Source organism: Sphingobacterium allocomposti, assembly GCF_008124885.1.
Taxonomy (GTDB): domain Bacteria; phylum Bacteroidota; class Bacteroidia; order Sphingobacteriales; family Sphingobacteriaceae; genus Sphingobacterium; species Sphingobacterium allocomposti.
The window spans coordinates 60,387-85,401 of the sequence record NZ_VNHX01000010.1 but is presented as its reverse complement, the minus strand read 5'-3'; the positions used below and the strand labels follow the sequence as shown (position 1 = coordinate 85,401).

Sequence of the window (25,015 nt, the reverse complement as noted above, 5' to 3'; positions counted from 1 at the left end):
CCGCGTAAAATGATTGTCTAAAAGTGCCTGTTCCATGATTGCTTTTTTTTCAGTTTGCTTTCTCTATACGAGAGAGCTGCTTTTTTTATATATTTGTCTCCATCTAAAGCATCGTTATATGTAAGATTTGGTTTCTTTTTTTTGAATAATTCATGGGAGGTTGCAGATTGCACGCCTGTAGTATCATCTTTAATAAAGGAAATCATGCTTACTGTAGAAAATCTTACATACATCCATCCGGATAAAACCGATCTATTCGTCGATTTGTCGTTTTCAGCTCAACCGCAACAAAAAATTGCACTTATTGGTCATAACGGCGTGGGCAAATCAACGCTTTTACGTCTGATAGCCGGTGCGCTCAAGCCCCATGCCGGGCAGGTTAACGCTGCGGCTACGCTGTACTACATACCACAGGTCTTCGGGCAGTTCAACGAAATAACGGTTGCAGCAGCACTGCAGATCGAGTCCAAGCTGCGGGCGTACTACGCCATTTTGGACGGCGACGCAAGCAATGAGAACTTGGCATTACTCGATGACGACTGGTCATTGGAAGAACGTTGTATGCAGGCGTTACAGTATTGGGACATCAGCGAAATCGACCTTTTTACGAACATGTCTACCCTGAGCGGCGGGCAAAAAACGAAGGTATTTCTGGCTGGTATACAAATCCATCAGCCGGGACTTGTGCTCCTGGACGAGCCCAGTAATCATCTTGATTCGCAGGCAAGAGAACAACTTTACGATTTTATTAAAACATGTACACAGACGCTACTTGTTGTCAGCCATGATCGTACACTGCTTCGCTTATTAGACCTTGTTTATGAGCTGGCGCAGGACGTTATTACTGCGTACGGTGGGAACTATGATTTTTATATAGAGCAAAAGACCTCGGCCTCGCAAGCGCTCGACACCGCGATCCGTCACCGCGAAAAAGAGCTTCGAAAAGCAAAAGAAAAGGAACGGATGGCCTCGGAACGGCAACAGCGTATGGATGCCAGAGGCAAAAAGAAGCAGGAAAAGGCGGGCGTGGCCAGGATTATGATGAACACCCTGCGTAACAATGCCGAGCAAAGCACATCCAAACTGAAAGATGTGCACGCAGAAAAGATCAGCGGCATCCAGCAAGAGCTGATTACACTTCGTAATAACAGATCGGACTCCGACAAAATGAGGTTCTACTTTCAGCGAGCACCTCTGCACGCAGGAAAAACACTGTATGAATTGGACGGCGTACAATACCGGTATGGCGACCGTGACCTGTGGCCTACGGCTCTCACCTTCGCGGTGAAAAGTGGAGAACGTCTCGCCATTAACGGCGCCAACGGATCGGGAAAAACGACACTCATCCGCCTCCTTCTTGGCGAGATCCAGCCCACTTCAGGAACGCTTTGGAGCGCGGGACATCGTGCCGTCTATATCGATCAGGACTATGCGCTGATCGACAATGGTATGCGTGTGTATGAGCAGGCGCAACATGCCAATGGTGCAGGATTACAAGAGCACGAAATTAAGACGAGGTTAGCCCAGTTCTTATTTAATAACGAGTCATGGAACAAACCTTGTGCTGTACTCAGCGGCGGTGAACGCATGCGTTTAAGCTTATGTTGCCTCACGCTTAGCAATGAGGCACCCGATCTAATCGTACTGGACGAACCTACCAACAACCTGGATATCCAAAACATCGATATATTAACAAAGGCCGTCAGTGGTTACCAAGGTACGTTACTTGTGGTGTCGCACGACTTCCGTTTCCTGGAGGAACTCGGGGTGACGCGGGTTATTGATCTAAAGCCCTACTGCAAGATAGACGGGGCATAATCGAGGAAATAACGGATTGCATTGGTTCGCCGCTGCCATTACTGAATGTCCGCAGAAAGTCCTATCTTAGCATCGACACGCAGATGTATCCGGTTATGGAAAAACAGGTAAACGCAGAAGAATTTGTCGAACGGTTCATGTCGGGAAGCCTTGAGCACCTCGTTCCTACCCGCTCTCCGGTAAAGATCTTCCGTTTGAGTGATATTGCCCCTTATCTCAAAATTCCAATACCTCCGATTTTTCTCGGTTATAATCTTGTTGTACACATCACTGAAGGATATTTTAAGCACCAGATCGGCCCACAGACCTATCTGGTACAGGCACCGGCCATTCTAATCAGCAACTACGGAAACATATCAGCAATCAAGTCGGTAGATAAATCCGCTCAAGGGTACTGTATCCTGATCAAGGACAACGCTATGACATCCCTGTTCCGAGAACAGGAGATTCTGCATATTTTCACCATTTCTCCTTTACTGAACCTATCTTCAGAAGATAGTCAGGACCTGTATCAGCTGTTACGTCTGCTGTACGGCGAACTGCATGCTGTGACACCGTATTGGGAGCTGTCGGAGAGCCTGCTGAAGTCGGCTCTGCTCAAAGTGATTAAGTTGTCTGCTTCGACTAAGATCGTCAACAGGAAGCAAGAGATCGCCATGCTGTTTAAGCAGTTGGTACACAAAAATTTTCTGAAGGAAAAACGGCTCGACTTCTACGCGGACAAACTTGCTGTCTCCGTCAACTACTTAAACAGGTGTGTCTCGGCGGTCTTTAAAAGATCGTCGAAGGAGCTGATTTTGGAAGTACTGATCATGCACAGCCAGCTTCTACTGTCTGAATCGACGAAGAGCGTGGCAGATATCGCTTTTGAACTGGAGTTTGCAGATCCATCCTATTTTTCCCGCATCTTCAAGAAGAACGTCGGCATGTCGCCCTCCGCCTATCGGAACCAATTTAAATAATTGTTGTTTTTTGCGCCCGACGTGCGCGTTCCATTGAATGCCATAGTGCATCACTGTTCTGCATGGAGCCCTGTGATCCTTCGTATGGAAATGCCCATTCCCGTAGTCAGCCGCATCTAATTTAAACATGCACGATTTGTCCTAGCTATTGTACGAATTCAAATACCAGCTTGACCGTTTCGAGCCTATTTTTGTATATAACGATCGCTGAAAGACTTATCCGTTGATAGTAAATTTAAACCTTTGGGGATTACGATGGCACGGTTTAAACAAAATTGCTGTGCACAACGTTCACTGTACACACGATAGGTTTACAGTCGATCTATTTTACAATTTAATGCTGATTTATTATGCTGGACGTTTTAGCACATACGGATTTTGAGAGTTACATCTCCTCATTCAAAAAAAGATTATCGAGTTTGTTTCACTCGGATTACGACTACAATACACTGAGTTTGGAAAGAGGACTTCCTCCTTCATTCTGGAACGAAATTATGGAAATGAAGCCACTGTCGGTGGCTATTCCGACGCTCTACGGTGGACGTGGCGTGTCGGTTAAAGAGTGTTTGGGCGTTCTCTCGGCAGCATCTTATGAATCGCTGTCTCTGTCGCTAATTTTCGGCATCAATATCGCTTTGTTTCTCGAGCCTTTTGCTAAGTATGGCGATGTGGGTATACAGGATCGGATTTTTAAACGTTTTTTGGAAGAAAAAGCTATGGGCGGCCTAATGATCACCGAACCTGCTTATGGCAGCGACGCGTTGAACATGCAGACCTTCTATGAGCCGGTTGGTCAGGAGTATCACCTGAAAGGCCAGAAACATTGGCAAGGATTGACGGGAGCCGCTGATTTTTGGCTTGTTACTGCCCGTAGAAAGAATGAACAGGGCGATCTGACGCGGGACATCGACTTCTTCGTGACTGACAGCGCTAAACCTGAGCAACAGATTAATGTGTCCCGTCGTTATAATAGCTTGGGATTGTATGCTATTCCTTACGGAATAAACGATATAGATATCCGCGTGCCTCAGAATCAAAAACTGGTAGCGGAAAGTACAGGGATAAAGCTGATGCTCGATACACTGCACCGGAGCCGGCTTCAGTTTCCGGGCATGGGCATGGGATTTATCAAACGCATGCTTGATGAGGCGATGACGCATTGTTATAATAGGCGCGTGGCTGGACTACGCCTCAATGAAATGGATGCTATAAAATTCCAGCTTTCGCGTCTCCAGGCGGCCTTTACATTGTGTTCCGGCATGTGTGCCTACAGCACAAAGGTAAGCTCTATAGCGAATGACCTCTCCGGGCACGGTTTAGATGCCAACAGCGTAAAAGCTCTAGTGACCGATCTCATGCATGAAGCTGCACAGACATGTTTGCAGTTGTCGGGAGCAAATGGATACAGGATCGACCACGTTGCCGGCCGCGGCGTAATTGATAGCCGTCCGTTTCAAATATTCGAAGGCTCCAATGAAATGCTGTATACCCAGATCGCCGAATTCGTGACGAAAGGTATGCGCCGCAAGAAAGAAACCAACTTGTTAGTCTATCTACAGTCGGATAATTTAACGCAAGAGGCTGCTCCCTTCTTTGCTTCTCTGTTAAGCAATGTCGTCCTTCACGATGCCATCAAGCAACGCGAGATGGTTACGTTGGGAAGGATTATTGCCCGGATTATATGTTTTCAGTTCGTTGTTTCTCTGGGTAACGCAGGGTTCAATGATAAACTCGTCGACATCACCCGCCAACATATGTTTATGGACATATCCATGCTCGTAGGACAGTTTGGCAACAACGACGCGGATCCGCTGATGGAATACGAAGAGAATGCGGATTGGACGCACGCCGTATAATTCTTCACGGATTTCACTATGATAATAGATTGTACAAAATAGGTCGATCTAGAATAAAGAGAGCACTGGGTACGCTCTCTTTATTTATTAGGACGGTTTTTGTGGACAGATAGATCGCTTTTGCTGCGGCAGCAGGCTATCGCTGTTTTAGGAAGTCGGCATACCAGCGACCCGAAGATTTGACTATGCGCTGCTGCGTGTTAAAATCGACGTACACGAGACCAAACCTTGGGTAATATCCTTCTGCCCATTCGAAGTTATCGAGAAAAGTCCATACGAAATATCCTTTCACGGGAACTCCCTCCTGTTGGGCACGTAGCACCTGCCCAAGTGCCTGCTGTATGAAATGTAGCCGCTGCGGATCATCAACCTCTCCATCTACAACCTGATCGGGAAACGCGGCTCCGTTTTCGGTGACGATTAGCGGAGGCATATTGGGATAGGCTCCGAACTTTTTCAGCATGTGATAAATCGATTCGGGGTACACTTCCCAGTTCATGGCCGTCATCGGTACTTTACGTTCCTTGGCGCTTACGATCTTGGCGCCGAAAAACGGGACGAATGTAGCGTGTCGGATCACTTCACGGGTGTAGTTTTGTATGCCTATGAAATCCATGTCAAAGGCCATCGCATCTTCGTCTCCCGGCTTCATGTATTTCTCTATCCGTCGGAGTATTTTTATGTCCTGCGTAGGATACCCCATGCCGAGCAGCGGCTCTATAAAAAGGCGGTTGAGCAATGCGTCAGCTTTTCTGGTTGCTATTAGATCTTTTGCCAAAGCCCGAAAGGGCTCTACGTGAGAACACGAAAAAGTTGTTCCAACAATGGCGTCGGGGCGCAGGGATTTAACCGCCTTTGCCCCGAGGGCCTGTGCGAGGGTAGCGTGGTGGGCCGCCGCCAGAAAGTTGTCGAGGCCCTTCCTTCCGGGAGCGTGTATACCAAAAAAATAGCCGGCAGCCGTGAATACGGCAGGCTCATTTAAAACCATCCAATGTTTCACCCTGTCACCGAAATGCGAGACGCAGACGGAGACATAATGGCCGAACCACTCCTTGATTTCGCGGTTAGTCCACCCTCCTTTTCGTTCAAGCACTTCCGGTAGGTCCCAATGGTATAACGTGATCCAAGGCGTAATCTTGAGCTCGAGGCAAAGGTCTATCAGCCGGTTGTAAAAGTCGATCCCATCCTGGTTGACCTCACCGGTTCCCTGAGGGAATATACGGCTCCAGGATATAGAGAAACGGTAATTCGGAATATGCAGGCGGTGCATCAGATATAAATCATCTATATAGCGGTTGTAAAAGTCGCACGCGGTATCACCATGGTGATTTTGGAATATCCGGTTTTTCTTTTGAACAAATACATCCCATATGGAAGGCCCCTTCCCGTGTTGGTTGTGGGCTCCTTCTATCTGATAAGCTGCGGTGGATACACCCCAAATGAAATCTTCGCCAAACGACGCTTTATCTAAGATCATTAACAGAAAAGATTATTAAAAGGGCAAGGCAGAAAACAATAATGTTTTATACATTTATAGATCGTTAGGTGTTCTTAGATTTTATGGAATCTAAACGGCGAATAAAATGAAGAGAACTGGTTCAGAAACACACGTAAGATCATCCGTTGAAAGAAATATGCAATTGTTTTCATAGCTTAAATATAGCATATATACTACACCTATAAAGTAACGAAGTATTCATAAACAAATCATGAATAGTTTGTTAATTTTTTATGAATAGTGCCATTTGAAGCGCTAATCACCTATGAAGTAAACCCGGTTAAGCATCGAGCCGGACGCTGGATAACGATGCGGAAACTACCTGATTTTAGAAGACAGGTAAAAAGGACAGCAAATGCACCGTAATATTTATATATTCATAGTTATTCTATGAGAATAGCCCTTGATGACGGAGGAGAGCAATAGAACTATTTTACAGGAGACGTAATTATAGTCTGGATAAAATAAACTTATTTAGGGTCGATTAATACGTGCATAATTTTAATCAGTAACATGGACGCTTTAAAAAATTTGTTGGAAAGAATAGAATTGCTGGAAGCGGAGAAAGATAGGCTCAGCCGCCGCGTCGCCGACCTCGACGACTTTGTTGAGAATGCGCCTCTTCCGCTACGTTGGGTGAGCGCCTCGGGTACAATCATCTGGGCAAACCAGGCAGAACTGGATATGCTCGGATACACAAAAGAAGAATATATTGGGTCTTCGATGAACAACCATCACGCGGATCCCAAGGCCTATGAGAAAATACTTGCGTTATTAAAAAGCGATGGATCCGTTCAAAACTTTGCCGCGAGCTTACGACGTAAAGACGGTTCTGTGAAGCACGTGCTGATCACTTCGAACGTCGTTATCGAAAACGGCGAGTTTGTCCGGACACGCTGCTTCACAAAAGACATATCCGATATTTATGAAAAAGACGAGCGACGGAAGCGTTTATTGCAGCAGCTCGAAGAAAGTGAAGAAAGATTGAGACTCGCCGTAGACTCCACCAAGATGGGTACGTGCGACTGGGATATGCAGACCGGTGCTATTCATATTTCGCAAGAAGGTAGAAAGGTGCTAGGTCTCACTGCGCATGAAAAGATAGAAGTGGACAGTCTGCTAGCGCGGCTGGACGAAGCGGACCGGCGGACGCTCGAACAGAAAATGCAAACGTTTATCAATAATCCGAGTGGGAGACATCTTGATATAAATCTGCGTTTTTATAGGGTAAATGACAACAGCCTACGGTGGATCAGGTTCCGGGGTACACTATACTTCAGCTTTCAGAATAACCCGTCCCGTTTTGTGGCGAGTATCTTAGATATTACGGATGCGAAGCTGGCAAAAGAAAACGATGCGCGATTGGCAGCCATTATTCAATCGTCTAACGATGCGATCGTCGGGAAAACGCTGGAGGGATATGTAACCAGCTGGAACACGGCGGCAGAAAGGATGTTCGGTTACAAGGAGGAAGAAATGGTGGGGCAATCTATACTTACAATCATACCGGAGGACCGGAAGGATGAGGAAGATTTCATTTTGTCGCGCCTGCGGACGGGAGAAAGTGTTGAACATTTCGAAACCAAGCGGGTCACTAAGAGTGGTCAATTAATCGATGTCTCGCTACGGATATCGCCTATCAAAGATTCGGAGGGAAACATCATTGGTATTTCTAAAATAGCACGCGACATAACGGAAAAAAAACAGGAAGAGCAGCGCAAAAATGACTTCGTGACGATGGTCAGTCACGAAATTAAGACGCCAATGACTTCCATTCTGGCTTACGCGCAGCTGTTATCGAAGCATCTGAAAACAAACAATGACGGCAAGGGACTGTTAATGTCGTCAAAGGTTGAAGCGCAGTCGAAGAAAGTCATCAATATGGTGCAAGATTACCTAAGCATCAGCCGCCTTGAGGAAGGTAAGCTCGAACTTCAGAAAGAGGCCTTCGAACTTCATCCGCTGATTGCGGAAGTCATAGAAGATGCGATACTTCTCGGATCCAAACACAGGATCACTTATACCGGATGCGACAACGTCATAGTACAGGCCGATCGTAACAAAATAGGGCAAGTTTTAACGAACCTAATTGGCAACGCTGTGAAGTATTCCCCGCTGGGCGGCGACATAACGGTACAGTGTCAAAAGGTTGGTAGCCGTGCGAAGATTTCCATCCGTGATATGGGAATTGGCATAAGCGAAAGAGATCAGGAAAAGCTGTTCAACCGCTTCTATCGGGTCAACAACGAAAAGGCACGGAATATCTCAGGATTTGGAATCGGACTTTACCTGATAGCGGAGATTTTACGGCACCATAACAGTTCGATTCAGGTTGACAGCAAAGAGGGCGAAGGCTCTGTGTTTTCGTTTGAATTGGATTTGATCGAATAAATCTAAACGGAATGGCGTACGGCCGTCCGTTTACTACGGTAACTACGGGAGTGCTGCACAATCATGCAAATGTTACAAAGGAGCGTGCATGGTTAGCGGTAAAAATTATAGCTTCGTGGAAACTTATGAAAAACAAATCTCTACTTAACCATAACCCTTCCTTGAAGGGACAGAAATTTACTGTGATTTTTAAAAAGCAAGAATATGTCGTTCGCGTGCTCAGCGGAGTTGCGCAGGAAGATTCCCGGAAAATAAAGGTTTTAATAGATGGCGTGCAAAAAGAGCTGTTGCAGACCAACGACGGATGGCGTTTTTCAGAAGAAAACGCGAATCCTGCGTTTGCTGCCGCTCTCAAAGACGCGATTTTATCGAGATCATCTGCCTAGGTTCGTTGGGCGTGTGCCTTACAAGCGAGAGCGAGATTAATCTGTCGGTTTACCTTGACTTTTAGTAAAACTGTTTGCTAACAATATTGTTACAAAAAATGCGTTATATTTGGAGTTACAGGCTTAGATTCGCATTATTATTTTGATCAACCTCTAAACATGTCCCTGGTCTTAAAGCATAGCGAAATATCAACTCAGGTTGTCCAATCGTTTGGGCAGATTATTCTTTCAACACTCGACGGGACAATTGTCGCAGTGAGCGAACGCGTGGCTGCGAACAAGTTATCAGACGTGATCGGCACTTCCCTGCCCGATTTTTTAACGTCGCAGTTTATACACCCCACCGAACTTCTGGAAACTATTGCAGCTCCGGATCTTATCCCGGCATCGGGAAAAACCTTGTTGGTCAGGGATCAATCAGCACCCTATTATGTGCATGTGCATATCTGGGACGATATTTTACATGTAAAATGGGAGAGACAAACGAGCAACATCATCTTCACCACGGAGGTCAGCAAGTTCCATTCTACGCTCAACGGGCGATCTAGGTCGTTGTGGCCTTTGGTTACGGAAGCTCTTGAGCAGATTATCGGCTATGAACAGATCGTTATCCTTCAGATCCTTGACGACAAGAGCAGTAAAATCGTCAGTGGTCCCCCTCCGCTGTTGGGAAAGGTATTTTCCAAAAATTTTATAACCGAGGATACATACGCGTATATGCGGGAGCGGGAACACATATATCTTCCCGACACGGCGCGACCCACACAGGTATTATACAGCGCGGAGGCCGGTATTGTCCCGCACGCAGATGTCATGGCGCCACCGAGGCCGCCCCGCTTTTCAAAATATGTCGGGGCAAAATCTATCATCGCCATTCCGATTATTTTGAACAGTGAGCTGTGGGGACTTGTGGTGGCATGGCATTCCACCATGCGGGAGATAGACTTTCAACGGAGGGTGGTATGTCAGTTACTGGTTCAAAGTGCCGCCCGCAGCCAGGAAAATCTTATTAAAGAAAAGCAGTTAGAGTTTTACGAACTCATCAAGCGGTCTGAACGGCAGCTAAGGGCGAAGTTATCGGACGGCTATTCACTGAATTTCTGTTTACGGCAGCATATGGAACCGATCCGGCAGCTGGCCAAAGCCGACGGCATCGCGATATACTACCGCGGGTTGATAAACGGCGCCGGACTTCATGCCTCGGAGGCCGATACCGAACGCATCGTCCGGTTCCTGCAAAGCCGCGAAAAGCCGCTGCTTAAAGACAACAATTTCCGGCTGCGTCATGGGCATCGGTTTGATACACAGCTAACCTTTGCCGGAATTGCGGCCTTGCAGGTCGCCAAAGAGGAAGACCATTATATTATATGGTTCCGGAAAGAGACCGTTTCCTCCGTCATCGATGTTGAGGAAACGGCGCGCAAAACACAGGACGGCTCTGATGACGACGGTTATAGGTTTATCGAGCGGGAAATAAAGGATACAGCGCTGTTCTGGGACGACGATGACCTTTCTTTTATACATAGCTTGGATAAGATGATTAGGGAGGCTACCATCATTCGTGCGAAGGAACATGAGCACTCGAAGGAAAACCTCATCTCCGCAAACAACGAGCTGGAGATGCTCACGTTTACGCTATCCCACGATCTTAAAAATCCCCTATCAGCTATCAAACTCGGTATACAGGTACTGCAACGGAAGGATAGCATGCCGAAGGAGCAGCAGAAGCAGTGGTTTTCCGCAATTGAAGACGGCGTGCACAGTATGGAGCAGCTTATCAACAGTACAGTTGAGCTCACCCGGACTCACGATTACAAATACGTTAAAGAGCCGGTAGCCACCGACGACCTTATCCAGAAAATATTTGATAAGGCGCGGAGCCAATTCCAGAATCCGCGTTGTACGTTGCGCGTAGGTAAGCTGTACCCGGTTTGTGGCGAGAAAGGAGCTGTCCGCCAGATCTTTTCCAATTTGGTGGAAAATGCCGTTAAATTTAGTCTGCGGGAGGCGGACCCCTGTGTCGAAATTTATAGTGAACGGAAAGAGGGCCGCATAAAGTATGTTATTGCTGATAATGGCATCGGCATTCCAAAGGAAGAAATCATGACAATACAGAATGCCTTTCAAAGAGCATCCAATGCGAAAGGCTTCCCCGGCTCGGGTATAGGTCTCGCCCTGGTAACAAGAATAACGAAAAGGCTTGGTGCCACCATGACCCTTGAGAGCAGCGGTAACGGGACAACGGTGACACTTACGTTTTCGGACGACTGTCTTTAATGAACCAGTAGCGATCCTGGAGCCCATACGGCCCGCGGAGATTCCAACCGCTTCTTCAAAACCTTATTCGCGATTTCAACATCTTGTAGCGAACAAAACGTTCTAAAAATTGTGCAGTGTAAAAAGAAAGTTTTTACACCCTGTTAAAAGAAGATGTCATGAATCATACGGTACTCGCGATCTGCTTACAAATTCTTTATCTGTCAGCGCTCTTTTCCTCCTGCTCGACAGAAACGAAAGAGGAAAAGTTTATTCCTTCTGAACTGTCGGACGAGTGGTATCGAAACAGCGTCGTTTATAACATAGAGGTGGCCACGTTCAAGGATAGCGACGGAGACGGCATTGGCGATTTTCGGGGCCTGACGAGCAAACTCGGATATCTGGACACGCTTGGGATCGACGTCATATGGCTAGCGCCTTTTCAGCCTAGCCCGCGCAGAGATGACGGTTATGACGTGACGGATCACTTTAGCATTGACGAGCGACTCGGTACATTTGGCGACTTCGATCTTTTTATCAAGGAGGCTAAACGTAGAGGGCTTCGCGTGCTTATGGACGCTGTATTAAATCATACGTCCATCGACCACCCCTGGTATCGCCAGGCCCGCGCAGATAGCACCTCCCCGTACCATTCTTGGTATGTCTGGTCGGCTACTAAGCCTAAGGACTGGGACAAGGGCATGGTGTTCCCCGGCGTCCAAAACCAGACGTGGACGTTTGATGAAATTGCATCAAAGTACTATTTCCACCGATTTTACGACTTTCAGCCGGATTTGAATTATGAAAACCCTGAAGTAGAGCGTATGGCAGCAAAGGTCCTGACGTATTGGTTGGAGAAAGGGATAGATGGTTTCCGGCTCGACGCCGTGCCATTCATCATCGATATTCCGAGAACGGGGAGCGAGAATCCGGAACACATGTTTCCGATTCTTACACGTCTACGGAAGGCTGTCGAAAAGGTGAACCCGGAAGCTGTCCTGCTTGGAGAGGCAAATGTTACCGCAGAAGAGAATGTGCACTATTTTGGGGGGGAGGGTGAACGGTTGCATATGATGTTCAACTTCTTCGCGAACCAATATCTTTTTTATGCGCTGGCGACCCATGACGCTTCCTCTTTTGCGAAGGCGCTTAAAGAATTCGAGAAAAAGCCGCTCCCCTCGCAATGGGCTTTCTTCCTCAGAAATCATGATGAAATCGATCTCGCCAGGTTAAGGAAAGCACAACGGCAGACGGTATACGACAAGTTTGGTCCCGAAACGAATATGCAGCTATATGACCGGGGAATCCGCCGGCGCCTTGCGCCTATGCTCCAAGATCCCCGATTAATCCGAATGGCGTACAGCCTGCTTTTTTCTCTTCCGGGCGCCCCTGTCATCCGGTATGGTGAGGAGATCGGGATGGGCGACGACCTCACATTACCTGAACGCGTCGCTGTCCGGACACCTATGCAATGGGACCAAACCAGTAACGGCGGTTTTACGCACTCAGCAGAGCCCTTCCGCAATATGGTGAGCCTAGGCCCCTTCTCCTACCAAAACGTGAATGTAGCCTCTCAATGGAGGGATTCGACGTCTCTCCTCCGTTTCATAAAAGGCCTGATAGAAGTGCGGCGCACGCATCCAGAAGTAGGTAGAGGCCGCTGGGAACTTATACCGATGAATGCTGACGCAATCTTTGCTATCCACTATCAGCTGCAAGGCAGACGATTGTTAGTCGTCCACAACTTTAGCGATAAGCCGCAGAAACTGTCGCTCGGCATGGAAGCCACGGATCAATACAACGTAACGCCCGTCTTTGGGCACGAGATATCTGCCATGCGCGGTGCGGCAGACACATTGCCTGGCTATGGTTTTCAATGGTTGTACCTGACGCCGAAAAAATAGCTAACCGAGGGGCATCTCTTCATGTCGGGAACATCATTGGTTGCGGCTATCGACCCCCGGGCGCCTCTACGGCTTTTTCCCAGGAACGCCCGCCACAGCCCACGCACGCAGCTTCCTTAGAGGTGAGCGTATCTTCTACCTTCCCACAGCCAGAACAGGCCCATTTATCTTGGCATTGTACCATTTCCCGGCGGAAATCGTCATCCCACGAGGGGATAAGGCATAAGCCCGGTTTATTCTCCTTGTTTCTTACCCAGCTAAAGGAGCCATTGGCTTCGAAATAAAGTCTTGCCACGTGTCCGAGGTTCAAAAGGCCGTACGAACGTAGCTGGGCAAAAAGCCTGTCTTTGCTGATGCGGGCAGATTCCATATTTTTAAGGTTTAGTATGCCGTCCTGTACCAGGATACTTAATCTCCCTTGGGTTTTACTTTCAAACGTCTGATTAGTGGCGGCTTTATAAGCAAACCATCGCTGGAAGGAAACGATGATAATGGCGATGACGACGGCTGGTAGAATCCCGCGTTCGGGATCTTGAATCGGTATTCCTATGGCAGCGGCTAAAGAGACCATGGCCGCCAGTTCATTCCTACTCAACTGGGAAGACATCCGCTTTCCCATGGTGCGCATGCTGGCCATCAAAATAATATAAACGACAGCCGTTCTGACAATTACCTCCAGCAAAAAGGTGGGAGGCGTAGCTCCAAATAAGATACGGCCAATGTCGGCCAAGTGTATTTCGTATGCTTTCATGTCTATCTCTCTGCTTTTATCCAATGATTATGCTCACAATTGTTGCATCTCACCTCACGGGTGTCTCCTTCCACAGTGCTTCCGCAGTTTGTACAGGCAAAGACGTTATCTTTCTGTTCAGGTCCGGGTAACGCAAATTCCGCATCCGACGGAGGTACCAGTGGTAGGCCGTAAGCCGGCGGCTCCTGTTTATATATACTCATCAGACCGCATGCCTCCAGATATAGCCGCTTGACGGCACCTAAGTTATATATGCCTTGATTTCGCAGTGCCGCAAACACTTGCTGATGGGACACTCTCGTGTTCTTCAGCTGATCGATCTGCAGCACTCCGTCTTTAACCAATAGACTTTCTTTTCCTTGAAGTACGTGTTCCATGACCTGGCTTTTCACACCGAGGTAATTTACTCCCCGCTGAAAAGCCCATGCGCAGCCCAGTATCACTATTCCGGTAATTATTCCTCTGTCCGGCAACTGAATAGGCGCCGCTATAATGGCTCCCAGCGTGATCATGACAGCCATCTCCGATATCGTCAGCTGCCCTGCCATACGCTTACCCAGTCCACGGACAACGACCTGCAGAATGAGAAAGATGATAATCGTCCTGACAAAAACTTCTATCAGGAAGTCGGCCGGAGCCTCTCCGAACAGTATTCTATGCCAATTCGATAAATGCGTAGTTTCCATGATATACAATTTTAACATTCGATCCCTAACATATATCAAGCCACTGGCACCGGAATTACTACGAAAAAAGCAAATGAAAACACGTTTATTCTAGGCGTTAAATTGCGCGGCGCCGCAGTTTTTTACGTATATCTGGGAGACAGTACCACGGTGCTGGCAAAATATTTTACGGCGGATCTCCTGCCTTGAGCAGTCTTTATGTCTTCGGAAGTGCCATCATCGCATTCTTGTTCGCCTGTATTTTTTATGAGGCCGGTCCATAGCCGCTAGTACCTCTCCCCCCTCGCGTTGCATTCATCGGGGCCGGTAATCCTCAACGCCCCGAAGATGAGGTCGTACAAACGCCTGCCGTAGTCGTATAAAATCGAAAACACGTATGGTATTCTACTTGATGTGTCGTTCGGAAGGTGTTTATAAAAACGATCGTGCGCCTATTTCGTTCTACAGGCAGGACACGACAAGCAGCTATGAACAACACGCATAAGGATAAAAAGACTTCCGTCAAGGATCGATCACAGGAGAACGTTAGCGGATTAAGTGAAATGGATGACTCGGTAGAGGTCTACATGCAGCTATTGCAGGAAACTAGCAGTACCGAGCGCAGCTTGATGTCCGTTTTGCCCGGATTGACCGAGGGATGTACAAGCGTCGATTTTAGGGAGCTCCTTTACCGCTTCAAGGATCAAATAGCGGGACAAGCAGATCGGCTCGAGGAAATGCTGGACGATCTTGGCGATCACGACTCCGGCATAGCGTGCTTGTCTTTTGAGCTCCTCACGGCACAAATCATCGACATCCTGGATGACCACCGCGGGGGGCGTGTAGAAGACGCGCAGCTCCTCACCTGGTTACGACGGGCCATACACTTTCAAATAGCGAGCTACCGCAGCCTTCTGCTGAATGCGGAGAAGCTGACCAGCGAAAAGTATAGACGCTTTTTGCAACTTACGCTTTCCGAGAAGCAGGAATTTGATACGGAACTTGAGCTTATAGAAACGCAGAATGCAGACAGCAAAATAAGCTGATCAATAGCGCCTCTCGCGGTGATGCCAGCCATCCCCTTCTACGCGCTGACGCGAGACGGCTTAAAAACGTGTCCCCAATAGGATCGACGTGCGCATATACGCTAATAAACCAACTATATAAACGATTATATACTTATGAAAAAACAAAGGACACTACAAACAAGAAGCTTATATACCATCCACCGACTAAAAAACGACACATCTGCTCCATTACATGAACAGGCCGTAGGACCGTGCAAGCTACGTTTGAGGCAGATTGATGAGCAGATATATTTTGATATTGCGCTGCCGAACTCGTATATGATCATCAGTTGTGTCCAACATCTATTCATAAACAAGGGCGAACAGATAACTTTGCAGAAGGAGGATGATGGTATACGATTCGGGGTGTCGACGGTCATCGGCCGCTTCGATATACAGTTGGGCGGTGTTTTCGAAGATTCGGCGTTCTTTCACTACCGCGTCAGCTTTGAGCCAACAAGGACCCTTTCGCTTTCGGAAGAGATCTTCGATCTTCTTCTCCTGAAAACAGATTACAGTATCCCTGAGGCCGGCAATGTCTATCTGGAGCAGGTTCAGGCCCGTTCGGGGGCGTGCTTTTTGGATTTCGGAAAAGCCGTGAACGGAAGCGTGTACTACTTTCAAAACCTGAGCGAGCTGCATGGTTACGCTGAAGACAGTCAAGTCCCGTTGACTGACAGCGTGAAGGTTGTATGGCCGGAGATGGGATTCAAGTGTCCGATCTCACCAACGTCGCCATTAACCAAAGGAAAACGATATATACTTCGGGACACGTTTATTGTGTACCATCCAACTAAGCCTAAAACGGCATATGAGAGGGCGGTGTTCATGCTTAAAATGCAACACGAAATTTATCGGCGCATCGAAAAACCGAAAGTTGCGCTGTACGATCTGAGCAGCATCGTGGAAAAAGGCCTGAAAGATCTATGCAACCATAAAGGGTGTTGGCAGCAGGTCAAGTCGGACGCCTTCTTAAACGCTTATTTAAACGATTACAAGAATCCTGCCGAGAGCATGGTTCAACTGTCCGTACTATGGCCATTGCTCGACTACCACGGCCGATATCCATCTTCAGAAGCCGCTGACATTATACACGCGCTGACCCGCGGCATTCCGCGTTTTTATGACGAAAAGCTACGCTCCCTTGTTCGGTGGATCCCGGAGAAGTCGCATCACCTCGATAATAGCGAAGAGCAGAAGAAGCCACGCCTTATGGACTCATGGTACCTTCACCATCCCTTGCTCAACATGGCATTTCTTTTGCGCACGGGACAAGGTAACGACGAACTCCGGGATATCTTTTTTGATTCTGTGCGCTTCTGTATGAAGGTCGCTAAGCATTTCGATTATAAGTGGCCAATCTTCTATGACGTGGATACGCTGGATGTCGTAAAGGCAGAAGCGGCACCGGGGGAAGGGGGCGAACGCGATGTAGCTGGTTTATATGCTTATCTCCTGCTGCGGGCGTACGAACTTTCGGGACAAAAGAGTTACCTTGAAGAAGCGAAGCGGGCAGCGCGCACCCTAGCGCAGTACGGTGAGAACGTTCTCTACCAAGCGAATAATACGGCCTATGCTGCGGAAGCATTACTAGAACTCTGGTCAACGACAAAGAATGATGTATTTCTCCGCCAGGCGGAGATATGCGTTGCTCACTTACTTCGTAACACGTCGATCTGGGACATGCAATATGGGCACGCAAAGGAGTATCCAACGTTCTTCATGTTGTTTCCACTAAAAGATGCACCTTACGCGGCCATCTATGAGGAACACGAGTGTATAGGTTCCTTCAGCCGCTTTCTAACGATGGCCTACAAAGAGAAAGCTCCGTTGGCTCCGGAGATTTTCGCATTAATCCCGGAATATATAAAATATGCGTTGGCCCGATTGCCGTTCTACTACCCCCCTATGCTGCCTGACGACATTCTGGCACAGGAAGTTAAAACAGGATTTCTCAATAAAGATCTTTGGATTCCGGTCGAGGACCTTGGCGATGGGTGGGACGAGGTAGGGACCGTCGGCCAGGAGGTATACGGCGCCGGAGCCATTTTTCAAGCCTTCACGAATCATATGCTTCCTTTAGATGAGGACGATAGTTTCTGTTTTGTGGGATGTCCAATTCTCGATATCAAGCGTGTTAAAGGGGGTGTCCGGTTCCGTATACCGGGCTCATCTGAATTCGCTTATCCAATAAGACTCCTGTCCCGCAGTAAACAAAAATACGTATTGTCAGCAGACGGCGAGGACAACCGCATGCTGGATCAGGACTCCACAGAGATAGAGGTTGCCGGGGGCAAAACGGTAACGATAAAATGGAAATAAGCAGGATCGCAAACTTAAGTCGAGAAAAGTTATGAACAGAATGAAAGCAGCCTTAAAAACGGAAGAAGGTACATTCGAAATTAAAGAGGTGGACAGGGTGAAAATTCCATCAGATGATTGGGTGCTGGCCCGGGTGTGGGTGTCGGGTATATGTGGGACAGATCTACGTCACTGGAAAAAGCACGAGCCACACCTGACCTGTAAGATTATGGGACACGAGCTCGGGGGAGAAGTTGTCGAGGTGGGCGCTGCCGTCTCCTCGGTAAAGCCCGGCGACCGCGTCGTTATAGAGACGCTATTGGGGGAAGGGACATGCGACTGGTGCCGTGTGCAGCAGTATAACTTGTGTCCCGATCTCTATAAGGTCCGGATGGAAACAGTGTCGCGGGCTTTCGCCGAATACATTACCGGGCCGGCGACGAAGTTTCATCTGTTGCCTGAAAATGTCTCCTATGAAGAGGCTACTTTGTTGGATACGTTTGCTGTTTGCCTACATGCCCAACATCGAAGCGGTCTTCAAATCAACGATACGGTGGTTGTAATTGGTGCGGGCCCGATAGGCATAGGACAGTTACAGCTTGCAAAGTGCTCCGGAGCCAACGTCATCGTGGTGGATGTCGTGGATTCGTCTCTCCAGATTGCTAACGAACTTGGAGCCGATGCTGTCATCAACAGCGAGAAAGAGGATAGTCTCGCGCGGATCATGGAGCTGACACAACACAAAGGCGCAGATATCACTTTTGAGTGTGTGGGTGGCGAACATATGCAGCAGACATTGGATCTGGCGACAAAGACCACGCGAATCGGAGGCAAAGTGGTAATCGTGGGGGGATTCGAGAACGGTAATGTCGCACTACAACTGGATTGGCAACGGCTGCAAATGGGAGAAATCCAACTGGTATTTAGTGCCAGCTATGCTTTTCACGGCATTTATCCGGAGATGAAAACATGTCTTGACCTGTTATCCAAAGGCAAAATCAACGCACGAAAAATGATCACACATCGCTTTCCGTTAGCGAAAATCAACGAAGCTTTTGAGACGGCCCAAGCCAAGGCAGAAACCGGGGCCCTCTTTGTCGCTTTAGAACATTAGCCGGACGCTGGGGAAAAAGCTTCCGCGCATCACCGGTTTTGCTTTGATGCCAGCGCGAATAAGGTGATCGCGGCACCGGCAATAACATGGAAGACAAATGGCCTGGACGCAAAAAACAGATATATGGAGAGCAGGATGAGCGCAAGACCAAAAACGATGTCCGCCTGTCTGTGAACAGTGAAAGGAATAACGCGGATAACGCCTCCCTCATACCGTGTCAGGATCGAGAGGGCCGCGACGAGGCCGCCGCTGGCAACACTACTTATGGCGGGCAGCGAATACGCGTCGAGTTTAAGTATAGACGGGCCCCAAAATAGGGCAAAAACAAGAAAGTAGTCGAGAACAGCGTGGATATAGGTTGGGATTTTTCTTTTCATATGTCAGTATTCTTGGTAAATATCGGTTAAGCAACAGAGCTAAGATCCGACGACAACCATCTTGGACGTTAGCTCTAGCCAGACTGGCTAAGATAAGACTATGGATGTCCGCCGCCGCCTGCTGCACCGTATATCTGACCTGTAGAAAAGCTCGCTTGGCTGTCTGCGAGCTGCACGTAGATCGATGCGAGTTCGACCGGCTGTCCAGCACGGGCCATGGGCGTATCTCCACCAAAATTAACTAGCTTGTCGGGCTCCTGACCGCCACAGACCTGCAATGGTGTCCAAACCGGTCCTGGCGATACGCCATTGACACGTATTCCCTTAGGGCCGAGCTGTTTGGCAAGTGACTTTACGTATGCTACGTTTGCGGCCTTTGTCTGCGCATAATCAAACAGATTTTCCGACGGATCGTACGCCTGCACGGACGAGGTGGCGATAATCACCGACCCCGGCGGCAGATGTGGCAACGCCGCCTTCGTGATCCAAAACGGAGCATACACATTTGTTTTCATAGTGGCGTCAAAGCTTTCGTCGCTTATATCTAAAATTGAAAGGTTGCTTTTCTGATACCCGGCATTGTTTACCAGGATATCCAAACCGCCCAACTGCGAGACTGTATCCTTCACGAGCTGGTTACAGAAATTGCTGTCGGTAATATCACCAGGTATCGCTACAATTTTTCGTCCCTCACCTCTCAGCAATTCAACGACCTGTCTCGCATCTTCTTCCTCAGCCGGAAGATAGTTTATGGCAACGTCTGCTCCTTCCCTTGCGAAGGCTATGGCAGCAGCCCGTCCAATGCCGGAATCTCCTCCGGTAACCAGTGCCTTTCTGCCCGTCAACCTACCACTTCCCTTATAACTCTGCTCTCCATGATCGGGTACTGGATCCATTTTTGAAGCGAGCCCCGGGTGGGGTTGTGTCTGCTTTGGATAAGGAGGTTTCGGGTACTTGTCTAACGGGTTTTCCAACGGTGCCGCGAAGTTGGCCTGCTTCCCTTCCTTCCATCCCGCAAACGATGGGCTGACCACCAAGGTAGCCACGCTGGCTCCGAGCCCTTTCAGGGCGCTACGGCGCGATATGTTGTTTTCTTTCTTCATGGTTCTTCAATTTTATTTCGCAGTATTTTCTATCTTCTATCTTTTTCTGAACCTCATAATCGCCATATCGTTTTCGGGATTTTCGTAATATGCTCGTTGACCCGTACAAAAGAAATGGGTGTTCCGCCGGCACCCGACAATCCAACAGGAAAAGACAAAAAGGAAAAACTATTTAGACAGACGGCAGTTCTTAGTTAACATATATCCCGCCTTTTTATCAGATACGGTTTAGGTAAAATCCCTTGGCTCTCCGCCCGGGGATTTTTAATGCAACCGTGTCAGCTGCCGAAGAATAACTGCACTTAAATATCCTGTTAATAGAATCAGTCTGTTGTTCATTTGAACCTTTCCCGTGTTCGAAGGTTATTACCATGGTCAGCCGCCGCTGTAGCAGTCCGTGCCGGAACGTAAAGCACATAGGTCAGGCTGACACAACCGGCGTTAATCCGCCGGTTGCGGCCTTATACAGCAAACGTGTTATCAAGTCTTCGTTGATATGGAAAAATATGATGTTATTATTGCCGGCGGCAGCTATGCTGGTCTATCCGCCGCTATGGCTCTAGGGCGTCTCTCGCAGAAAACGCTGATTATCGATGGCGGTGATCCATGTAATGTTCAAGCACCTGAGGCCCACAACTTTCTTGCACATGATGGTGATTCGCCGAGGGCAATTGCCGAATCGGCCCGACACCAGCTAAGACGGTACGAAAGTGTCGACTGGTTGGACGATCACGCCATAGAGATACGTAAGACAGACGGGGGCTTTATTACGGGAACAAAAAATGGGCTGTCGGCCTACGCAAAGAAAATACTGCTCGCGACCGGCATTGAAGATATCCTGCCGGACATACCGGGATTTTCTGCGTGTTGGGGCAGGTCGATCATAGATTGTCCTTATTGCCATGGATTCGAGTATCGTAACCGCACAACGGCGATCCTCGCCAGCGGAAAGGAAGCGTTCAGGTTGTTTTCCCTCGTTAAGAATCTAACGTCGGATATCATCATTATATCAACCGGAGAAGATCACCTTTCCAATGCACAGCTGAAGAAGATCAACAAAGCCGGCGGGCGGATCATGAACAACGAGATCGATAATATCCAACATGAACATGGACAGATACAGGCTATTAACTTTAGAGATGGCAGCCGTTGCTCTGTTGACGCGCTTTACGCCATGCTTCCCTTCCGACAGAAGTCTGATTTGTATCAGCAATTGGGTTGTTCCTTAACCGAACATGGATACATCAAGGTAAATAAGCTGCAGAAAACAAGTGTGCGGAATGTCTTTGCCTGCGGCGACAACTCCAACTACTTACGATCGATCTCCAGTGCAGTTTACGCGGGTACCAAAGCCGGGATGACGATCAACAAGGAACTGTGCCTGCAGAACTTTTAAAACCGGCTGAGCGTAAAGGCTTCTCCCCTGTTCGTCCCGAACGGGTGTCGGAAATATTGTGTTTAATACATTTGTTATGGTAGTGAAACGAGGAGCGTCATAGAGCGCCTTAGACTGGTGTTGTTGCTGGTTTGAGAAAAGACCTTCTTGTTTTACTGTGATATGATCCCTAACAATATCACGCTCAGCCTGGCCAACCTGGAACAAACAGCGCTTCGGCAATAACTTTGTATTTATTCAATTGTGTTTACCCATTGCGTATGATTAACCAATCTGACACTGCGCACGTCGGGGACAGTACGGATTCTGTGGAAGTGCAGTGTGTCTATCCGTACAATGGCAGGCTCAGCCTGTCAAAACACATATCAGGCTGAGCCTGTCGAAGCACATGTCAGGCTGAGCCTGTCGAAGCCTCGGATTTCGGGCGATAAATCGTGGAATGGGTCTATGTTCATATTTCAAAGGCATACGCGAGACTGTTCGACTTCGTTCAGTAGGCTCCCTATGACCATTATTGCCGCGGAACATCCAAGAAATTTATCAGATGAATCGATCTCCTTCACGCCGCCCACCGCTTTTTATCTTTACCGTAGGCGGAAAGCTGTTTCTGAAGAAATTTCCTGGTATAATGGATACGCGTTTTGATGGTGCCCTCGGGCATATTGAATTCCTCTGATAGCTCCCGGTATTTATAGCCGTCCATGAACTTAATAAACAGGTCGTAATAGTCCTTCGGCAATTTTTTCAATGCACATTGTATATCGTTCATAACAAACTTCCCTTCGGCGTGATTATCTACAGAGGGTTCGGTACATCCCTCGATTCTGTAGCTCGCCTTCTGATGGTCTTCAAACTGATAGTGTTTTTGGTTTCTGCGATAATTGTTGATGTACACATTTTTCATGATCACATACAACCACGCGACCAGTTTAGGATTGTTAAAAAACTTGTCTACATATTTTACGGATCGCACCAACGCTTCCTGTACAAGTTCTTCGATTTCTTCCGGATCCTTTGTGAATTTATAGGCGATGTTCTTTAAAATTTTTTGGTTTTTAAGTAGTTCGAAATTAAGTTCTCTGCTTTCCATAGTTTTACTGTTTTAGTTGTCGATGTACAAGCGTAACATCAAAAACAATGCTGCTATTCGCCAATTTTTGTCTGGAAAATGGCGTTAGAAATCGTGTGCGATAAGTACCATGCCGAGGAGGTATTTTTTTCTTCTATGAAATATAGCGGAACGCATGGGTTTTCTGGAAAAAGATATGGTTCCTCAGGGACTGAAGGAAGATTTATTTTTTCATTTCAGGTACTTTCCGAAGTGTCGCAGGAAATATCCGGTGTCAATAAAACTAGGCACTGCCGACAAGGATCGTGGACCGGCTATTAAGGGATGTGTGCCGATAGGTACTGGGAAAAACAAATTTATGGAAACTGCAAGGCGTTTTGGGTGTTCATAGGATAAAACGAAAAATATGAAAGTAAACATACTACTAACAGCCTCATGTGTAGCAGTCTTGACTTCCTGTAGTCCGAAACAGACAAGGATCAACCAACTAAATCTTACAAACGAGTCGTCGGTCGATCAAGACGGATATAATTTTTTTCAGATAGTTGGAGGCAAGGCTTTTTACGAACGGGACTACGCGGCGTATGCAGAATCGCGGGCGTACTCACCGCAGGTTAAGAAAGTAGCCGCACAGGTTAAAGAGCTTTACAGCGATATGATTCCGGCGTTAGACACCCTGTCGTCGAAATATTATGTCGTGTTTCCTGTATTGCGTGCTGAACGTTTCCATTCTCCGGAAAACCAGACAGCGTTGCGGGATACGAGCGAAACCGATATGGATCGGACAGTGGAGGAATCGACACAAGACCAAGCGACGGCGTACACAGACGATAGCTACCTTCAACATGTGCAACATGAATCGGCCATTGTGAAAGACCAGCTGTATAGGTTGAGTAGGAATACAGAGCCGGGGTTACGCAACTTCGCCGCTGCGTATTTGCCAAAAGTGAACGAACTATTTAAGTTGGCCGGAGGTAAGGAAGATGAGACATCACATCATTGACGGCTCTGAAGAGCAAATCCCCACTGAAACGGCGCGTACGCATCTGTCAAGCCGAAAACGGCCGCATCATTCCTCAGGATGCGGCTAATCTATTGGAAATTTGTTGTGAAAGCCGCTTTTCCAGTCCTATTTTGGCCATTTCTACCAAATGCGAAAGCTCTTCTTTGACTGCGGCTATATTACGTAAAAATGTTTCTCGTGTTGAAGAAAGATGAGCGATATCCTGGGGCGTCAGCCTACTGGTCCCAACAGGGATGACGACGGAGAAGTGATCCCGCTGCAAGTGTATCCCCTCGCCAAGCACGGTTTGTAAAACTTCAAAAACTCTAGGAGATTTACATTTCAGCGATATCGGATAGGATACGCGGAGGAAGTCGCCACTGGGAACTGCGGAGCGTTGCCCTGACGCTATATCGGTGGTCTTTTCGAGGTCGGCCGCTCTCACCATACCATGCGTTTGATACTCACCAAGCTGTTCCAGATCTAAATGATAGAAGTCCTCAAAGAACGCGATAATCCGGCTCTTGTATGATTCATATCCCTCTTTGTTTATACTGTCGAGACCGGATCCAAGATTTTCGATCTCTTGGGCGACCCATTGGTTTATCTCTTCGCTTAGTTTATCCCTAATCTCCATAATACATTGAAGTTGGTGAGCACTATATGTTAGAACAGGTTTTTCCGCTATGGTTTAACCAGATGACGCCAGAACGGCTCGATTAGGTGAAAATACGTCGAGCGGCCTACTTCGGGTTGGGCAAATGAATGTATTGACGGAACGTAGGCCGCCCGCCGTTGATCGAATCGTATCTAGTTATGTCCGCATTTCCTGCCTATGCCGCGTCTTTCGTGTTTTTGACCAGACCGATACCTGAGAAAAAGAAGATTAAAGAGATAACACCAATGACTATAAGCGGTGTGTAGGCGGTACTGTTGTTAATCAGTTCATATCCGGTGTAAATCAAGCCGATAATACCCAGGATGGTGAGAATAGTTCCAAAAGTACGTTTTACATTCATGACCTTAATTTTTATAATGTTGATAAACCTTATTTTATGCCTTCTCGCGGCACTCATACTAGAGGACAAAGATGCGGGC

General features: G+C 47.7%; 20 protein-coding genes. 12 read left to right on the top strand and 8 right to left on the bottom strand.

All coding sequences use genetic code 11. The features are described from left to right. The first annotated feature begins 204 nt into the window (after positions 1-204). From BC792_RS08985 to BC792_RS08975, 3 genes are all read left to right on the top strand, one after another. Positions 205-1,818 carry an ABC-F family ATP-binding cassette domain-containing protein gene (locus BC792_RS08985; protein ID WP_148908667.1) on the top strand — a complete coding sequence of 538 codons (1,614 nt, stop codon included), beginning with the start codon at positions 205-207 and terminating at the stop codon, positions 1,816-1,818. A gap of 95 nt (positions 1,819-1,913) precedes the next feature. Then, the gene (locus tag BC792_RS08980; protein ID WP_246154940.1) at positions 1,914-2,780 is read left to right on the top strand and encodes a helix-turn-helix domain-containing protein; all 867 of its coding nucleotides are present in this window, start codon (positions 1,914-1,916) and stop codon (positions 2,778-2,780) included. 350 nt (positions 2,781-3,130) lie between these two features. After that, positions 3,131-4,636: an acyl-CoA dehydrogenase family protein gene (locus tag BC792_RS08975; RefSeq protein ID WP_148908665.1), complete on the top strand. Its 1,506-nt coding sequence runs from the start codon at positions 3,131-3,133 to the stop codon at positions 4,634-4,636. A gap of 136 nt (positions 4,637-4,772) precedes the next feature. On the opposite strand, the gene BC792_RS08970 is transcribed toward BC792_RS08975, so the two are convergent. Beyond that, complete coding sequence (locus tag BC792_RS08970; protein WP_148908664.1) at positions 4,773-6,113, bottom strand: GH1 family beta-glucosidase; 1,341 nt, start codon at positions 6,111-6,113, stop codon at positions 4,773-4,775. A 534-nt stretch (positions 6,114-6,647) separates the two neighbouring features. On the opposite strand from BC792_RS08970, the gene BC792_RS08965 reads away from it, so the two are divergent. The 4 genes from BC792_RS08965 (at position 6,648) to BC792_RS08950 (ending at position 13,071) form a co-directional block, all read left to right on the top strand. After that, on the top strand, positions 6,648-8,525 hold the full coding sequence (locus tag BC792_RS08965; protein ID WP_148908663.1) for a PAS domain-containing sensor histidine kinase: 1,878 nt from the start codon (positions 6,648-6,650) through the stop codon (positions 8,523-8,525). A gap of 125 nt (positions 8,526-8,650) precedes the next feature. Beyond that, positions 8,651-8,911 (top strand): hypothetical protein, encoded by a 261-nt coding sequence (locus tag BC792_RS08960; protein ID WP_148908662.1) that lies wholly within the window; start codon positions 8,651-8,653, stop codon positions 8,909-8,911. 159 nt (positions 8,912-9,070) lie between these two features. Continuing rightward, positions 9,071-11,188 (top strand): sensor histidine kinase, encoded by a 2,118-nt coding sequence (locus BC792_RS08955; RefSeq protein ID WP_148908661.1) that lies wholly within the window; start codon positions 9,071-9,073, stop codon positions 11,186-11,188. 158 nt (positions 11,189-11,346) lie between these two features. After that, positions 11,347-13,071, top strand: coding sequence for an alpha-amylase family glycosyl hydrolase (locus tag BC792_RS08950; protein ID WP_148908660.1), 1,725 nt, complete (start codon positions 11,347-11,349; stop codon positions 13,069-13,071). Positions 13,072-13,117: 46 nt separating this feature from the next. Here the strand turns inward: BC792_RS08950 and BC792_RS08945 are convergent, their stop codons facing one another. Continuing rightward, on the bottom strand, positions 13,118-13,822 hold the full coding sequence (locus tag BC792_RS08945; protein ID WP_148908659.1) for a DUF421 domain-containing protein: 705 nt from the start codon (positions 13,820-13,822) through the stop codon (positions 13,118-13,120). Positions 13,823-13,824: 2 nt separating this feature from the next. After that, the gene (locus BC792_RS08940) at positions 13,825-14,508 is read right to left on the bottom strand and encodes a DUF421 domain-containing protein (protein ID WP_170249998.1); all 684 of its coding nucleotides are present in this window, start codon (positions 14,506-14,508) and stop codon (positions 13,825-13,827) included. A 467-nt stretch (positions 14,509-14,975) separates the two neighbouring features. Between BC792_RS08940 and BC792_RS08935 the strand changes: the two genes are divergently transcribed. The 3 genes from BC792_RS08935 to BC792_RS08925 all read left to right on the top strand — a co-directional run bounded on the left by BC792_RS08935 (position 14,976) and on the right by BC792_RS08925 (position 18,969). Next, the gene (locus BC792_RS08935) at positions 14,976-15,533 is read left to right on the top strand and encodes a DUF892 family protein (RefSeq protein WP_148908657.1); all 558 of its coding nucleotides are present in this window, start codon (positions 14,976-14,978) and stop codon (positions 15,531-15,533) included. A 135-nt stretch (positions 15,534-15,668) separates the two neighbouring features. Continuing rightward, complete coding sequence (locus tag BC792_RS08930; protein ID WP_148908656.1) at positions 15,669-17,876, top strand: hypothetical protein; 2,208 nt, start codon at positions 15,669-15,671, stop codon at positions 17,874-17,876. A 31-nt stretch (positions 17,877-17,907) separates the two neighbouring features. Beyond that, complete coding sequence (locus BC792_RS08925; RefSeq protein WP_211357506.1) at positions 17,908-18,969, top strand: zinc-dependent alcohol dehydrogenase; 1,062 nt, start codon at positions 17,908-17,910, stop codon at positions 18,967-18,969. 29 nt (positions 18,970-18,998) lie between these two features. On the opposite strand, the gene BC792_RS08920 is transcribed toward BC792_RS08925, so the two are convergent. Both BC792_RS08920 and BC792_RS08915 read right to left on the bottom strand, forming a co-directional pair. Next, a complete protein-coding gene (locus BC792_RS08920) occupies positions 18,999-19,346 on the bottom strand; it encodes a hypothetical protein (protein ID WP_148908655.1) in 348 nt (115 codons plus the stop codon). Between the two features lie 98 nt (positions 19,347-19,444). Further along, the gene (locus BC792_RS08915; RefSeq protein WP_148908654.1) at positions 19,445-20,449 is read right to left on the bottom strand and encodes an SDR family oxidoreductase; all 1,005 of its coding nucleotides are present in this window, start codon (positions 20,447-20,449) and stop codon (positions 19,445-19,447) included. A gap of 496 nt (positions 20,450-20,945) precedes the next feature. Here BC792_RS08915 and BC792_RS08910 point away from each other — a divergent pair, with 496 nt between their 5' ends. Then, positions 20,946-21,845, top strand: coding sequence for an NAD(P)/FAD-dependent oxidoreductase (locus BC792_RS08910; RefSeq protein ID WP_148908653.1), 900 nt, complete (start codon positions 20,946-20,948; stop codon positions 21,843-21,845). 559 nt (positions 21,846-22,404) lie between these two features. On the opposite strand, the gene BC792_RS08905 is transcribed toward BC792_RS08910, so the two are convergent. Beyond that, positions 22,405-22,935 carry an RNA polymerase sigma factor gene (locus tag BC792_RS08905; RefSeq protein ID WP_148908652.1) on the bottom strand — a complete coding sequence of 177 codons (531 nt, stop codon included), beginning with the start codon at positions 22,933-22,935 and terminating at the stop codon, positions 22,405-22,407. 385 nt (positions 22,936-23,320) lie between these two features. Here BC792_RS08905 and BC792_RS08900 point away from each other — a divergent pair, with 385 nt between their 5' ends. Then, positions 23,321-23,917 (top strand): hypothetical protein, encoded by a 597-nt coding sequence (locus BC792_RS08900; RefSeq protein WP_148908651.1) that lies wholly within the window; start codon positions 23,321-23,323, stop codon positions 23,915-23,917. 73 nt (positions 23,918-23,990) lie between these two features. On the opposite strand, the gene BC792_RS08895 is transcribed toward BC792_RS08900, so the two are convergent. Together BC792_RS08895 and BC792_RS08890 are read right to left on the bottom strand one after the other, a co-directional pair. Then, positions 23,991-24,554 (bottom strand): hypothetical protein, encoded by a 564-nt coding sequence (locus BC792_RS08895; RefSeq protein WP_148908650.1) that lies wholly within the window; start codon positions 24,552-24,554, stop codon positions 23,991-23,993. A gap of 196 nt (positions 24,555-24,750) precedes the next feature. Beyond that, complete coding sequence (locus BC792_RS08890) at positions 24,751-24,936, bottom strand: hypothetical protein (RefSeq protein ID WP_148908649.1); 186 nt, start codon at positions 24,934-24,936, stop codon at positions 24,751-24,753. Between the last annotated feature and the right edge of the window lie 79 nt (positions 24,937-25,015).

Bases quoted from the DNA above. Each gene is read 5' to 3' on its own strand.
- BC792_RS08985 (WP_148908667.1), top strand. From the start codon at position 205: ATGCTTACTGTAGAAAATCTTACATACATCCATCCGGATAAAACCGAT.
- BC792_RS08980 (WP_246154940.1), top strand. From the start codon at position 1,914: ATGGAAAAACAGGTAAACGCAGAAGAATTTGTCGAACGGTTCATGTCG.
- BC792_RS08975 (WP_148908665.1), top strand. From the start codon at position 3,131: ATGCTGGACGTTTTAGCACATACGGATTTTGAGAGTTACATCTCCTCA.
- BC792_RS08970 (WP_148908664.1), bottom strand. From the start codon at position 6,113: ATGATCTTAGATAAAGCGTCGTTTGGCGAAGATTTCATTTGGGGTGTA.
- BC792_RS08965 (WP_148908663.1), top strand. From the start codon at position 6,648: ATGGACGCTTTAAAAAATTTGTTGGAAAGAATAGAATTGCTGGAAGCG.
- BC792_RS08960 (WP_148908662.1), top strand. From the start codon at position 8,651: ATGAAAAACAAATCTCTACTTAACCATAACCCTTCCTTGAAGGGACAG.
- BC792_RS08955 (WP_148908661.1), top strand. From the start codon at position 9,071: ATGTCCCTGGTCTTAAAGCATAGCGAAATATCAACTCAGGTTGTCCAA.
- BC792_RS08950 (WP_148908660.1), top strand. From the start codon at position 11,347: ATGAATCATACGGTACTCGCGATCTGCTTACAAATTCTTTATCTGTCA.
- BC792_RS08945 (WP_148908659.1), bottom strand. From the start codon at position 13,822: ATGAAAGCATACGAAATACACTTGGCCGACATTGGCCGTATCTTATTT.
- BC792_RS08940 (WP_170249998.1), bottom strand. From the start codon at position 14,508: ATGGAAACTACGCATTTATCGAATTGGCATAGAATACTGTTCGGAGAG.
- BC792_RS08935 (WP_148908657.1), top strand. From the start codon at position 14,976: ATGAACAACACGCATAAGGATAAAAAGACTTCCGTCAAGGATCGATCA.
- BC792_RS08930 (WP_148908656.1), top strand. From the start codon at position 15,669: ATGAAAAAACAAAGGACACTACAAACAAGAAGCTTATATACCATCCAC.
- BC792_RS08925 (WP_211357506.1), top strand. From the start codon at position 17,908: ATGAACAGAATGAAAGCAGCCTTAAAAACGGAAGAAGGTACATTCGAA.
- BC792_RS08920 (WP_148908655.1), bottom strand. From the start codon at position 19,346: ATGAAAAGAAAAATCCCAACCTATATCCACGCTGTTCTCGACTACTTT.
- BC792_RS08915 (WP_148908654.1), bottom strand. From the start codon at position 20,449: ATGAAGAAAGAAAACAACATATCGCGCCGTAGCGCCCTGAAAGGGCTC.
- BC792_RS08910 (WP_148908653.1), top strand. From the start codon at position 20,946: ATGGAAAAATATGATGTTATTATTGCCGGCGGCAGCTATGCTGGTCTA.
- BC792_RS08905 (WP_148908652.1), bottom strand. From the start codon at position 22,935: ATGGAAAGCAGAGAACTTAATTTCGAACTACTTAAAAACCAAAAAATT.
- BC792_RS08900 (WP_148908651.1), top strand. From the start codon at position 23,321: ATGAAAGTAAACATACTACTAACAGCCTCATGTGTAGCAGTCTTGACT.
- BC792_RS08895 (WP_148908650.1), bottom strand. From the start codon at position 24,554: ATGGAGATTAGGGATAAACTAAGCGAAGAGATAAACCAATGGGTCGCC.
- BC792_RS08890 (WP_148908649.1), bottom strand. From the start codon at position 24,936: ATGAATGTAAAACGTACTTTTGGAACTATTCTCACCATCCTGGGTATT.